General features: G+C 67.5%; 11 protein-coding genes. 3 read left to right on the top strand and 8 right to left on the bottom strand.

Annotated features, from left to right (window positions below; all coding sequences use genetic code 11):
• Positions 1-8: 8 nt before the first annotated feature.
• Both C7401_RS13600 and C7401_RS13595 read left to right on the top strand, forming a co-directional pair.
• A complete protein-coding gene (locus C7401_RS13600; protein WP_112171911.1) occupies positions 9-329 on the top strand; it encodes an NAD(P) transhydrogenase subunit alpha part 2 in 321 nt (106 codons plus the stop codon).
• Entirely contained in the window at positions 330-1,784 is a 1,455-nt protein-coding gene (locus C7401_RS13595; protein WP_112171910.1) for an NAD(P)(+) transhydrogenase (Re/Si-specific) subunit beta, read from the top strand.
• A gap of 75 nt (positions 1,785-1,859) precedes the next feature.
• Here C7401_RS13595 and C7401_RS13590 read toward each other — a convergent pair whose 3' ends face one another.
• On the bottom strand, positions 1,860-2,546 hold the full coding sequence (locus tag C7401_RS13590; RefSeq protein WP_112171909.1) for a helix-turn-helix transcriptional regulator: 687 nt from the start codon (positions 2,544-2,546) through the stop codon (positions 1,860-1,862).
• A gap of 151 nt (positions 2,547-2,697) precedes the next feature.
• Positions 2,698-3,087, bottom strand: coding sequence for a VOC family protein (locus tag C7401_RS13585; protein WP_112171908.1), 390 nt, complete (start codon positions 3,085-3,087; stop codon positions 2,698-2,700).
• A 237-nt stretch (positions 3,088-3,324) separates the two neighbouring features.
• Between C7401_RS13585 and C7401_RS13580 the strand changes: the two genes are divergently transcribed.
• Positions 3,325-4,083, top strand: a complete 759-nt coding sequence (locus C7401_RS13580; RefSeq protein WP_112171907.1) for a glycosyltransferase family 2 protein — start codon at positions 3,325-3,327, stop codon at positions 4,081-4,083.
• Between the two features lie 60 nt (positions 4,084-4,143).
• Here the strand turns inward: C7401_RS13580 and C7401_RS13575 are convergent, their stop codons facing one another.
• The 6 genes from C7401_RS13575 to C7401_RS13550 form a co-directional block, all read right to left on the bottom strand.
• Complete coding sequence (locus tag C7401_RS13575; RefSeq protein WP_112171906.1) at positions 4,144-5,472, bottom strand: THUMP domain-containing class I SAM-dependent RNA methyltransferase; 1,329 nt, start codon at positions 5,470-5,472, stop codon at positions 4,144-4,146.
• 335 nt (positions 5,473-5,807) lie between these two features.
• Entirely contained in the window at positions 5,808-7,904 is a 2,097-nt protein-coding gene (locus C7401_RS13570; protein WP_112171905.1) for a site-specific recombinase, read from the bottom strand.
• Between the two features lie 124 nt (positions 7,905-8,028).
• A complete protein-coding gene (locus tag C7401_RS13565) occupies positions 8,029-8,778 on the bottom strand; it encodes a PqiC family protein (RefSeq protein ID WP_112171904.1) in 750 nt (249 codons plus the stop codon).
• Complete coding sequence (locus C7401_RS13560; RefSeq protein ID WP_112171903.1) at positions 8,775-10,412, bottom strand: PqiB family protein; 1,638 nt, start codon at positions 10,410-10,412, stop codon at positions 8,775-8,777. The genes C7401_RS13565 and C7401_RS13560 overlap by 4 nt, the downstream gene beginning before the upstream one ends.
• Positions 10,405-11,073 carry a paraquat-inducible protein A gene (locus C7401_RS13555; RefSeq protein ID WP_112171902.1) on the bottom strand — a complete coding sequence of 223 codons (669 nt, stop codon included), beginning with the start codon at positions 11,071-11,073 and terminating at the stop codon, positions 10,405-10,407. The genes C7401_RS13560 and C7401_RS13555 overlap by 8 nt, the downstream gene beginning before the upstream one ends.
• Positions 11,070-11,903: a paraquat-inducible protein A gene (locus tag C7401_RS13550; RefSeq protein ID WP_112171901.1), complete on the bottom strand. Its 834-nt coding sequence runs from the start codon at positions 11,901-11,903 to the stop codon at positions 11,070-11,072. The genes C7401_RS13555 and C7401_RS13550 overlap by 4 nt, the downstream gene beginning before the upstream one ends.
• Between the last annotated feature and the right edge of the window lie 322 nt (positions 11,904-12,225).

Raw genomic sequence — 12,225 nt, 5'->3', positions numbered from 1 at the left:
GAACAAGAATGGAAGTCATCAACCATACCGTCATCAACCTGATCATCTTCGTGCTGGCCGTGTACGTGGGCTATCACGTGGTCTGGAATGTCACGCCCGCGCTGCATACGCCGCTCATGGCAGTGACCAATGCCATCTCGGCGATCGTGATCGTCGGCGCGATGCTCGCCACGGGCCTCACCGTGGGCGGCGCGGGCAAGTTCTTCGGCACGTTTGCCGTGCTGCTCGCGGCCGTGAACGTGTTCGGCGGGTTCCTCGTTACGAGGCGGATGCTGGAGATGTTCCGCAAGAAGGAACCGAAGAAGCTTCCGGCCAAGGAGGGCGCATAAATGAGCATGAATGTCGTTACGCTCCTTTATCTGGTGGCGTCGGTCTGCTTCATCCAGGCGCTCAAGGGGTTATCCAACCCCAAGAGCGCACGCGCCGGCAACCTGTTCGGCATGGTCGGCATGGCCATTGCCATTCTCACCACGCTTGCGCTGATCGCGAAGGAGTCCGCACAGTTCGGCTCGAACCTCGGCCTGGGTCTTGCGCTGCTGTTCGGCGCACTCGTGGTGGGCGGCGGGCTTGGCGCTTTTGTCGCGGCGCGCGTCGAGATGACGAAGATGCCGGAACTGGTCGCGGCCATGCACTCGCTGATCGGTCTTGCGGCGGTGTGCATTGCGTACGCGGTCGTTTCCGAGCCTGCTGCGTTCGGGCTGGTGGCCGAGGATGCGCCGTATCCGGGCTTCCTGCCCTACGGCAACCGCATCGAACTGTTCATCGGCACGTTCGTCGGTGCGATCACGTTCTCAGGCTCAGTGATCGCCTTCGGCAAGCTCTCGGGCAAGTATAAGTTCCGCCTGTTCCAGGGCGCGCCCGTGGTGTACTCCGGCCAGCATCTGATCAACCTGATGCTCGCGCTCGGCATGATCGGCTTCGGCGTCTTGTTCTTCATCACGCAGTCGTGGCTGCCGTTCATCATCATGACGTTGATCGCGTTCGCGCTGGGCGTGCTCATCATCATCCCGATCGGCGGCGCGGACATGCCCGTGGTCGTGTCGATGCTGAACTCGTACTCGGGCTGGGCGGCGGCGGGCATCGGCTTCTCGCTGAACAACGCGATGCTGATTATCGCGGGGTCGCTGGTGGGCTCGTCGGGCGCGATTCTCTCGTACATCATGTGCCACGCGATGAACCGCTCGTTCTTCAACGTGCTGCTGGGCGGCTTCGGCGGCGAGGCGAGTGCGGCGACGGCGGGCGGCGCGCAGGAGCAGCGTCCGGTGAAGTCGGGTTCGGCCGATGACGCCGCGTTCATGCTCGGCAACGCCGAAAGCGTGGTGATCGTGCCGGGCTACGGTCTTGCCGTGGCGCGCGCGCAGCATGCGTTGAAGGAACTGACGGACAAGCTCGTGGAGAAGGGCGTGGACGTGCGTTACGCGATCCACCCCGTAGCGGGCCGCATGCCGGGCCACATGAACGTGCTGCTCGCGGAAGCGGAAGTGCCCTACGACATGGTGTACGAGATGGAGGACATCAACAACGAGTTCGGCCAGACCGATGTGGTGCTGGTCCTGGGCGCGAACGACGTGGTGAACCCGGCGGCGAAGAACGACCCGAAGTCGCCGATCGCGGGCATGCCGATCATCGAGGCGTACAAGGCGCGCACGATCCTCGTGAACAAGCGCTCGATGGCGGCCGGTTACGCGGGTCTCGACAACGAACTCTTCTACATGGATAAAACCATGATGGTGTTCGGCGATGCGAAGAAGGTGATCGAGGAGATGGTGAAGGCGGTGGAGTAAGCGCTGCTGGCTTCGAACCCACGCCAAAGGCGCGCAGCGATGCGCGCCTTTTTCATTGGCGAGTGCTTGAATGCTTCACAGCGAAGGCGCATTCACGCGCCGCAGATAATCGGCGAGACGCCGTCCGCTCACGTCGGGAAACGGCTCGAGCACGTCCACGTTTTCCATGCGCGCGATATTGAAATTGCGGAAATCCTCGCGCATTTCGCACCATGCGCCCACGGTCCATTGCGCGCCCCAGTACACGAGGCCAAGCGGCCAGATGCGCCGCTCCGTATGCGCGCCGATGCGGTCGCAGTAGGCGAAGCGCACGACGAGCCGCGTATCCACGGCGCGATGCAGCGCGTCGAGCTTGTCCGAGAACGTGGGGTCCATGTGATACGCGGGCGCGAAGACGGCAAGCCGTTCCAGCACGGCGCGCTTTTCCGCGGGCATCGCGGCGGCGATCTTCGCGAGTGCGCCCCGAGCGCCGCCCGCGAGCGCCGCACCGCCCCACGATTCGGCCATGCGCGCACCCACGGCGAGCGCCGTGAGTTCGTCGGCGGTGAAGGTGAGCGGCGGCAGGCTCGCCGTGCGTGCGAGCCGGTAGCCGATGCCCGCTTCGCCCTCGATCGGCACGCCCGAGAGTTGCAGGTCGCGCACGTCGCGATACACCGTGCGCGGCGAGACTTCGAGCCATTCGGCGAGTTGCTGCGCGGTGGTGAGGCGCCGGCCGCGCAGCAGTTCGGCGATGCGAAAGAGGCGGTCGGCGCGGCGGGTCATGGCAGGGCGGGCGCGAGGTCGGACGCGGTGAGCGGCATAAGGACGATAAGCACGTTAGGCACCGTAAGCACTTTGGGCACGACAGGCACGAGAAACACCATAAGCCCTTTAGCCGCGAATGATATCGCCGCCCGCGCGCCGCGGTTCGCGCTTAACCGAGCTTGGGCGCGTGCAGGCCCACGCGGTTGCCTTCGGTGTCGATGAAGAAGCCGATATAACCGAAGTTGTTCGGCAACTCGACGGCCGGCCCCTGCTGCTTGCCGCCCGCCTTCTGCACGCGGTCGAGCACGGCCGTGACCGACGGCTGCGCGTTCAGATACACGAGCACGCCCTTCGGGTCAGGCTTGGCGTCGTGCGGATTGAACACGATGCAGCCTCCGGTTTCCGTTTCGGTGTGCGCGAAAAGCGCCATGGGCACGCCGCCGACCACCTCGCGTTGCAGTGCAGTGTCGAAAGCGGTTTCGTAAAAGCGGGCGGCGCGCTCCAGGTCGTGCGCGGGGATTTCGAACCACGAGATCACACGGGACAGATCGGTTGACACGGTACACTCCTCGTAAGCTACGGCGGACGGTAGGTGGCGGCAGCCGGGCGGCGGCGGCCTCGCCGGATGGCGTAGAAGCAGTGTGCAGGGGGCCTGCTGACAGCGTGCTGTCAGTAGCCTTGCCGGGCGTCGCGACGCGCGTTTCGAAGGTTTTCGAGAGAGAGGCGGCGGCGTATCTGGTGTAATCGCGGGGTCCGCTTGCGGGTTGCAAGCCGCTCCAAACGCTTACGCACACGTATGTCACCCACCGTTTCGATCATCACTCCCACGGGCAACCGCGAGCCCTTCCTGCCGGCCATCTGGCGCTGCATCGAGCGCCAGCGCGTGGCGTGGGAGTGGCTCATCCTCGACGACAGCCCGCAGCCCAGCGAGTTTCTCCGCGCGCTGTCGCAGACCGATGCGCGCGTGCGCTACTACTGGTCGAAAACGCGCATGTCGATCGGCGCCAAGCGCAACTTTCTCGTGAACGAATCGCGCGGCGCGCTGATCGCGCACTTCGACGACGACGACCACTACGCGTCACACTATCTCGCGGGCATGGTGCGGATGCTGGAGGACAACGGCGCGGACCTCATGAAGCTCTCGACGTTCTGGATGTACGCGCCGCACACGCAGTTCTTCGGCTACATGGACCTGAATGCGCGCGTGGGGCTGCACTATGTGCTGACCGGCAACAGCGTCGCGACGGTCGAATTCCACGACAAGATGAAGATCGGCGCGGACTTCATCCTCTTCTACGGCTTCTCGTACGTGTATCGCAAGGCGCTATTCGACGTGGCGCGTTTCGACGAGGTCGATCTTTGCGAAGACGAGAGCTTCATTCGCCGCATCGTCGAGGCGGGCCGCACGGTGCTCGCCGCCGACGACAAGCAGGCGAGCTGCCTGCATCTGATCCACCCGGCTTCGACCTCGCGCTGCTTCTCGCGCTATTCGATGCCGGCGTTCACGCTGCCGAAGATGTTTCCGGAGTACGAAGGGTATCCGCTGGCGGTTTAGCGCCGCGCTGAGGGGCGCGTGGCGGCGAGAGCGTCGCGCGCCGCCACGCGTTTGCGAACGTCAGTTCGCGTCGCCGTTGCCGTTGTCTTTGCCGGCGGCGGGATTCGCGCCGCCGCTGGCGGGACGCTGGCGCACGCTGCCCGCGATCAGGTCGAAGCGGAACAGGCGGCATTCGAGCGCGCCGTTGTAGAGCGGCGTCTTGGCGGCTTCACGCAGGCGCAACTGGCCCGGCAGCTTGCGGTCGGAGGTGAGGACGAATGCGCGCCAGCCCGTGAAGCGCTGCTTGAGCGCGTCGCCGAGCGCCTGGAAGAACTCGGCGTCGGGCGCTTCGTCCTTGGCGCGGCGAAAGCCTTCGTCGTCGTCACCGCGCAGCTCGCGCGCCGTGGGGCGCGCTTCGCCGCGCGCATTGCGCCCGCGCACCTCGATACGCTCGCCATACGGCGGATTCGCCACCAGAACGCCGGGCGCGTCGGAGGGCGGCGTCATGTTGCGTGCGTCGAGCTGCTTGAGCGGCACGTTGCCGAAGCCCGCGCGCTTGAAGTTCGCGCGTGCCTTTTCCAACATGACATCGGAGATGTCGCTGCCGAAAATCAGCAGATCGCGCGGCTTGCTCTGCGCGGCGTTGCGCGCCGTGTTGGCCTCGCTCTTGAGGTGGCGCCACGCGGCCATGTCGGCCTGCTTGAGCGACTCAAAACCGAAGCGGCGATCCAGCCCCGGCGCGATGTCCTGCGCGACTTGCGCGGCTTCCGCGAGGAAGGTGCCGCTGCCGCACATCGGGTCGTAGAGCGGCGTGCCGGCCGTCCAGCCCGTGAGGCGCAGGATGCCCGCCGCGAGATTCTCGCGCAGCGGCGCCGCGCCCTTGTCCAGACGCCAGCCGCGCTTGAAAAGCGGCTCGCCCGAAGTGTCGAGATAAAGCGTGCACTCGTTCGCGGTGAGGAAGGCGAAGACGCGCACGTCGGGATACGCGGTGTCGATGCTCGGACGCGCGCCCGCCTTGTCGCGCATGCGGTCGCAGATCCCGTCCTTCACGCGCAGCGTGGCGAATTCGAGGCTGCGCAGCGGCGACTTGATCGCGGTGATATCGACGCGCAGCGTCTCGTCCGGCGTGAACCACTGGTCCCAGCGCTGTTCGCGCGCGAGCTCATAGATGTCCTGCTCGCTGCGGTAGGGACGCTGGGCGATTTTCAGGAGCACGCGGCTCGCGATGCGCGAATGCAGGTTCGCGGCAATGCCGCCGGCCCAGTTGCCGCGAAAGTGCACGCCGCCGGGCACCTCGGCGCCGACCTGGAGCGCGCCGGGCGGCAGGCGCTGTTGCGCGGTTTCGGCCAGTTCGGCGGCGAGCGCGGCTTCGAGGCCGCGCGGGCAGGGAGCAAAGAAATCGAGAGACATGAAGAAGGATGGGACGCTGCGGGGAAGGCGCTATTGTACGCGGGTTGCGCGGGGCGCCTGGGATGGGTGGTCGTTGCTGCGGCGCTCGGGGTAGGGCGTACCCCGCTGCGCTTATCCGGCGGGCGGCTTGAACACATGCGCCTTATCGGAACCATCGGAGATCTTCGCGGCGGATACCCGTGTCGCGGGCGACCCGTGCCGTGGCACGGGCGCGCGCAATCACATCTGGCGAGTGGGCGATAAACGCCGGCCGCCGTCACGGAGTGCACCCCATTAGCTCAGACGGATCGTCAGCCAATCTCCCGCTTAATCACTTTATTTGCTACTAACCTGTCTCAATCCACTCCCTTTCGCATCGGCCACACGAGATCGATCGGGCGCCGCACGATGCGCCGCCAGACCACGCGCATGAGCGGCCGCACGTCCTTGCGCCGCAGGTCGCGCGAGCGCAGCGCCATCTGTAGGGCGAGCGCGAAGCTCACCGCGACGTTGAGCACCGCCATGCTGGCGACGCCCGCGACGGCCCACCACAGTTCGCCCGAGCGCAGCGCGCCGGGGCCGAGCACGCCCAGCGCCACGCCGATCGAGCCCGCCGAGAGCGTCACGTGCCGCACCTCGTAATGGAACGCGATGGCCGAAACCACGGCGGGCACGAAGCCGAGCATCATGCCGAGCACGACGTTGCCCCATACGCCCGCCGCGTTCACGCGGCAAAAGCGCGCGAGGCGCGCCGCGCCCGCGACGCCGAGCGTCATGCGCAGCCGCCGGTTCCACGCGAGCGCGTCCTCCACGCGGTGCAGCACGAACCAGTTGTCGGCCCAGCCCGCGAACAGGCTGGAGAGCCACAGCAGCACGCCGGTCAGCGCGGCATAGAACGGCGTGGGCCCGGCGAGCGAGAACGATTGCAGCGTCGAGTGCGCCTTGGCGGGCGAGATCAGCTCGGCGTGAAAGAGCCAGCCGCACAGCAATTGCACGGCGAGGCACGCCGGAAACACGAGCAGCACATTGCCCAGCACGGCCGCCGCCTGAGTGCGCATGAGCGCCACCACGGTCGAGGCGAAGCGCGCCCGGCCCGGCGGTTCCTTCGCGTCGTCGAGCTCGCGCGCGAGGGTGGGCGCGGTCATCGCGGGCTGCTTGGTCGCGAGCGAGAAGTGGCAGAAGTGCATGACGAGGAAGCTCAGCGCGTAGTTGAACCCCGCAAACACGCCCTCGATCATCGACGGCAAATGGGCGCCCGTGATGCCGAACTTCACATACACCGTCACCGCCGTCACGAGCCCGCCGCCCGCGGCCATGCGCAGCATCGCGAGGTATTCGGCGCGGTCGCGCGCGATGTAGTGCTCGCCCGTGTCGGCGGAAAGCTCGACCACCTTGCGCGAGAGCAGCGCGAAATTGCTGCGCAGCAGGTGCGCGATGCTCTGGCTTTCCTGGTTCGCTTTCACGAGGTCGGCCACGAGGCGCGCCTGCAACGGGGCGTCGCCGGCGGCCATCCATGCGTCGAGCAGGCGCTCCGCGCGCACGATCCGCATGCGCATGCGCTCGACCTGGAACACCGTGTCCACGCGCACGCCGTTGCGGTAGAGGTGGGCGAAGACGTCGTTGGTGGCGCGGCGGCAGTCGTCGAGCAAGAGGCGCAGCCACGTCACTTCGTGCAGCAGACGGGCGGCGTCGCCCTCGTCGCGCGCATTTTCCACCGAGAGCATCGCGCGCGTGAGGCGGTAGAACGGCAGGCGCTCGACGGCCACGTGCGCGTCGTCGATCGAAAGGCGGCCGCGCACCGTCGGCGAAAGGCCCGTGGAGCTGATCTGGCAGGTGAGGTTGTGCAGCGCGGTCAGCAGGTCGAGCGAAAACTCGCCGGGCTGCGGCGTGGAGGCGGGCGCGGGTGCTTCGACCGGTTCGGCGGCCAGCGCTTTGAGCCGCGCGAGCAGTTCCGGCGGCAGCGTGGCGATCCATTCGGGGTCGAGCGTTGCCGGGAACATCAGCGTGACGAGCGCGGCGAGGTCGCGCCGGTTCGGCGCGGGCGGAATGAGCTGCGCCTGCAAGCGGCCCACGAGCGCGCCGAGCAGACCCGAATGCACCGGCATGCCCGCGTCGCACAGCAGCGAAATGCTGTCGCTCTCGCGCAGCAGCTTGCGCAGCATCGCGCCGACGTTGGCCTTCCAGGCTGGGTTGCGATCGAGCACGTGCAGCAGGTAGCGCACGCGCGCATGTTCGGGCGGTGCGCGGTGCGCCGGGGCGTCGGCTTGCGCGCCGGAGTCCGGCTGATCGAGCTGGCCGCGCCGGTGGATCCAGTGCGCGAGTTCGATCAGCCATTCGCTGCGCTCGGCGTAGGGCGCGTCGGCGTCGGCGAGCGCAAGCAGCGCGTCGAGCTGCTGTCCGGCGTTGCGCGACGCGCGCCATTTTTTCCAGAGCGTCTTGAGGGAGTGGAACATGAGGCGTGGGTGAGGACGGCGCGGCGGGCGGCCCGGTGCGGCGGGCCGAGGGCGAAAGCAGCCCAGGGGGCTGCCGCGCCGCGCCACGCACCGCCGCCGGCCGCGCCTGGGTGAAACGGGCGGCTCAGCCGCCGGCGGGTTGTTGTGAGGGTTGCTGCACGGGGGCGGCAGCGGCGGGCACGGGCTGCGGGCAGGCAATGCGCGCGACCGGCTTCGCGTGCGCGGCGGACTTCGCGCCGCTCGTCGCCGTGCTCACGCGCGGCGCGGCCGCGAGCGTGCGCACGCCGCTTGCGATCGACTGCGAGAGGTCGGCGACCGCGCGGCGATGGCCGACCACGAGCGCGTCATAGCCGTCGCCCACGGGCTCGTTGAGCACGGTGCGGCAGGTCAGGACGGTTTGCGTGTCGAGCGCGCGCACGCTCCACACGGCGTCGATGAGCGCATGCGAGCCCGGCCACGATTCGAAGCGCTGCACGTTCACGCTCACGCGGTACACGGGCACGCCTTCGGGATGCGGCGAGCCGTACACGTCGATGGTGCCGAGCTGCTGTGTGAGATCGCCCGAAAGCGCGCGGCGGATCTCGTCGCCGGGCAGCGAGGCCCAGCGCTCCTGCTCCAGCACGCGCACCTGGCTCGCGTCGGTTTGCACGACGAGCTGCAATTTCGCGACCTGCGGCGGGACGTCTACAGGCGCCAGCGCGATCAGCCACGGGGCGTTGCCCGCGCTCGGCGCGGCGGCGGCCGTCGTGCGCGCGCCGTCGTCGGTCGGGCTGAGCGTGTAGAAGCGGCTGGCGGGCGAGCCGCAACCCGCCAGCGCGGCGGCCATGACCACGGCGCCGAGCGTGGCAAGGGCGGGGACGCGTCGGAACGTCATGGCTTGTCTCCTGGTTTGCCGCGCAGCAGTGATTCGGGATGGCGCTCCAGATAGTCGGAGAGCGCGTTGAGCGATTGCAGCGTGCGCGTGAGCTCCTGCATCGCCTGATGCACGTCGGACTGTAGCGGCGAGTCCTGCTGGAGCGTGGCCTGCGCGGCGCTGAAGGTCTTCTGCGCTTCGTCGAGCGTGCCGCGCATCTGCGGCAGGAGCTGGTCGTTCACCTGCGCGAACAGCTGGTTGGCGCTCTTGAGCGAGTCGTTCAGGTTGTTGCCGATCTTGTCGAACGGAATCTTGTCGAGCTTCTTCGCGATGTCCGCCACCTGAAGCTGCAACTCTTCGAGCGAGTTCGGCACCGTGGGCAGCTCCATCGGATCGTGGCTGAAGTCGACCGTCGCCTGGCTCGCCTTCGGGAAGATGTCGAGTGCGATGTAGAGCTGGCCCGTGATCAGGTTGCCCGTGCGCAACTGGCCGCGCAGGCCGCGCGCGACGAGGCGCTTGAGCAGCTCCTGGCTTTGCGGCGTGTGCGGCGCCGGCGCTTCGCCGCGGATGCGGCGCGACAGGCGCAGCGGATACAGATCCATCGTCACCGGCATGCGGAAGTTGTGCTCCTTCGGGTCGTACTCGATGCCGATGTCGGTCACCTGGCCGAGCACGATGCCGCGGAAGTCGACCGGCGCGCCCACGGAGAGCCCGCGCAACGACTGGTTGAAGTACATCACCACGCGTTGCGGCGCGCCGTCCGGCTCGCGCATCGCATCGGTCTCGTCGGAGGCGAGCGCGAAGGTGGCGTTGTCAGGCGCCTGCGGGCCCATCTGCTGGCCGGAAGGCGCCTGGAATGCGAGGCCGCCCACGATGACCGTGGCGAGCGACTGCGTGTTGACCTTGATGCCGCTCGAATCGAGCTGCACGTTCACGCCGCTCGCATGCCACCAGCGCGTGTTGGTGCCCACGTACTGGTCGTACGGCGCGCCCACGAACACCTGCACCGTGACGCCGGTGCCGTCCTTGTCGAGCGAGTAGCCCGTGACCTGGCCCACCTGAATGCGCCGGAAGAAGATGGGCGTGCCGATGTCGAGCGAGCCGAGCGTTGCGCTGTGCAGCGTGTAGCGGTGGCCTTTTTCGTCGATGGTCACGGCGGGCGGCGCCTCCAGCCCGACGAAATCGCTTTGCGATTCCTGCGCGCGGCCGGCGTCCGCGCCGATATACGAACCTGAAAGCAGCGTGGTGAGGCCCGAAACGCCGCTTGCACCCACGCGCGGGCGCACGACCCAGAAGCGGCTGTCCTTCACGGCGAATCGTTCGGCGTCCTTCGTGAGCTCGACCGTGACGATCACGTGCGAAAGGTTGGGCGAGAGCTTGATCGCGCGCACCGAGCCGATGTCGACGTCCTTGTACTTGACCTTGGTCTTGCCCGGTTCGAGCCCTTCGGCGCTCGAAAAGCTGATCGTGATGGTCGGGCCGCGCGTGGCGACCGACTTCACGACGAGCGCCACGCCGATCAGCGCGGCGATGAGCGGCACGATCCACACGAGCGAAGGCAGCCAGCGCTTCGGCTTGACGATCTCCGGTTCGGGAAGGTTGGGCGGGAGCGGTCCGCCGCCGTTGGGCGGGGTCGGTCCTTTCGGGTTATTCATGAGGGTGATCCTGAGATTGTTGCGCAGGCTTGTGTTTGTCTTCGTCCACGGGATCCCAGATCAAGCGAGGATCGAACTGCATCGACGCGATCATCGTCAGGATCACGACCGAGCCGAACGCGATGGCGCCGGGCCCCGCCGTGATCACGGCGAGCGACTGGAAGCGTACCAGCGCGACGGTGAGCGTGACAACGAACACGTCAAGCATCGACCAGCGGCCGATGAACTCCACGAGCCGGTAGAGTTTCGAGCGTTCCACGGGGCGCCAGGTCGAGCGCCGCTGGGCGGTGAACGTGAGCAGCGAGAGCACCGAGAGCTTGAGCATCGGCACGAGAATGCTCGCGATGAACACGATGATCGCGAGCGGCCACGAGCCCGAGGTCCAGAAGTAGACCACGCCGCTCATGATGGTGTCGTCCTCGTCGCCGACGAGCGACGCCGTGTGCATGACCGGCAGCAGGTTGGCGGGAATGTAGAGCAGCGCCGCGGCGATCAGCAGCGCCCACGTGCGCATGATGCTGTCGGGGTTGCGCTCGTGCAGCGGCGAGCCGCAGCGGTGGCAGTGCTGGTGCGTGCCCGCGCGCGGCAGCACGTGCGGCTGCACGTGGCCGCAGGCGTGGCAGGAAATATAGCCGGCGTCGTTCGCGGTCTGGTATTTCATCGGGGCGCCTTGTTGAGCGGGCCGCCGCGCGGCTTCGCCGGGCCTTGCGCGGGCGCGGCGGGGTCACGAATCTCGGGTTCGGCCAACGGGGCGGGCGAGGAGGGCGAAAGCGACGAAGGTGGCGCAGGCGATGGCGGGCCGTCCGGCGCGCGATGCGGTGAACCGCCGGCGCCGCCCGCCTGCCCGTTCGGCCCCGCGCCGCCCTCGCGCGGCGCGCGGGCGGCGTCGCGCAGGCCGTCGGCGATGTCCCAGAGCGTGCGCGCATCGAAAGTCACGACCACGGTGAACATGAGCGTGAGCGCGCCGAAGGCGAACAGCGCGGTTTCGGGAATCACGCGCGCAAGGCTCACCATCTTCACGATCGTGATGAGCACGCCGAGCATGAACACTTCGAGCATGCCCCAGGGGCGCACGAACTGGATCGCGCGCAGCACGAGATTGAAGCCAGGCGGGATATAGCCGCGCCTCACCGGCAGCAGCACGTACAGGAGCGCGACCATCTCCGTGAGCGGAAAGAGGATGGTTGCGCAGAACACCATCACCGCGATGATCTCCATGTCCTCGTGCCACAGCACGACGAGCGCGCCGAACAGGCTCGATTCCGTGGTGATGCCGTTCGCGTCGAGTTCGATGATCGGAAACGACTGGGCGATGAGGAAGGTGACGAGCGCCGCGACGGTGACGGCGCAGATGCGGTCGAGCTGCGACGCGGCGCTGCTGTAGAGCGTCGCGCCGCAGCGCGAGCAGCGCGCTGTCTGGCGGCCGAGCAGCCGCGGTTTTCGGTAGAGCGCGTCGCAATCGTGACACGCGATCAGTTTGTCCTGGGCCATGCGGGCAGGTGACGCAAAACGACGTGAACAAAGGACGTGCGGCGTCGGCGCGCATGTCACGGGGTGCGGGCGACGCCTCGCGCCATGTTACCAAACGCGCCGGACGCTGCACCGAAACGGTCCGGCAAGCCCCGGCTGGCGCGCGCCCGCGGCAACGAGCGGGCTGCGAAGTGTGCCACGTTTGCGCCGCTCACGTACGCGAGCCCGCCCAGGCGGTGCGCGGTATCTCCAGATGTTTGTTGTCACGCAAATTGGATTATCTTTTGGGCATAGGGGCCGGCTGGCTGCGGAACGTGGCTGCGGTCAGTGCGTGAAATCTAAC

This window comes from Paraburkholderia unamae (genome assembly GCF_003268775.1).
In the GTDB taxonomy this organism is placed as follows: domain Bacteria; phylum Pseudomonadota; class Gammaproteobacteria; order Burkholderiales; family Burkholderiaceae; genus Paraburkholderia; species Paraburkholderia unamae.
This window is presented reverse-complemented; position numbering and strand designations above follow the sequence as displayed.

Coding starts and splice junctions, on each gene's coding strand:
- C7401_RS13600 (WP_112171911.1), top strand. CDS start 9: ATGGAAGTCATCAACCATACCGTCATCAACCTGATCATCTTCGTGCTG.
- C7401_RS13595 (WP_112171910.1), top strand. CDS start 330: ATGAGCATGAATGTCGTTACGCTCCTTTATCTGGTGGCGTCGGTCTGC.
- C7401_RS13590 (WP_112171909.1), bottom strand. CDS start 2,546: ATGACCCGCCGCGCCGACCGCCTCTTTCGCATCGCCGAACTGCTGCGC.
- C7401_RS13580 (WP_112171907.1), top strand. CDS start 3,325: ATGTCACCCACCGTTTCGATCATCACTCCCACGGGCAACCGCGAGCCC.
- C7401_RS13575 (WP_112171906.1), bottom strand. CDS start 5,472: ATGTCTCTCGATTTCTTTGCTCCCTGCCCGCGCGGCCTCGAAGCCGCG.
- C7401_RS13570 (WP_112171905.1), bottom strand. CDS start 7,904: ATGTTCCACTCCCTCAAGACGCTCTGGAAAAAATGGCGCGCGTCGCGC.
- C7401_RS13565 (WP_112171904.1), bottom strand. CDS start 8,778: ATGACGTTCCGACGCGTCCCCGCCCTTGCCACGCTCGGCGCCGTGGTC.
- C7401_RS13560 (WP_112171903.1), bottom strand. CDS start 10,412: ATGAATAACCCGAAAGGACCGACCCCGCCCAACGGCGGCGGACCGCTC.
- C7401_RS13555 (WP_112171902.1), bottom strand. CDS start 11,073: ATGAAATACCAGACCGCGAACGACGCCGGCTATATTTCCTGCCACGCC.
- C7401_RS13550 (WP_112171901.1), bottom strand. CDS start 11,903: ATGGCCCAGGACAAACTGATCGCGTGTCACGATTGCGACGCGCTCTAC.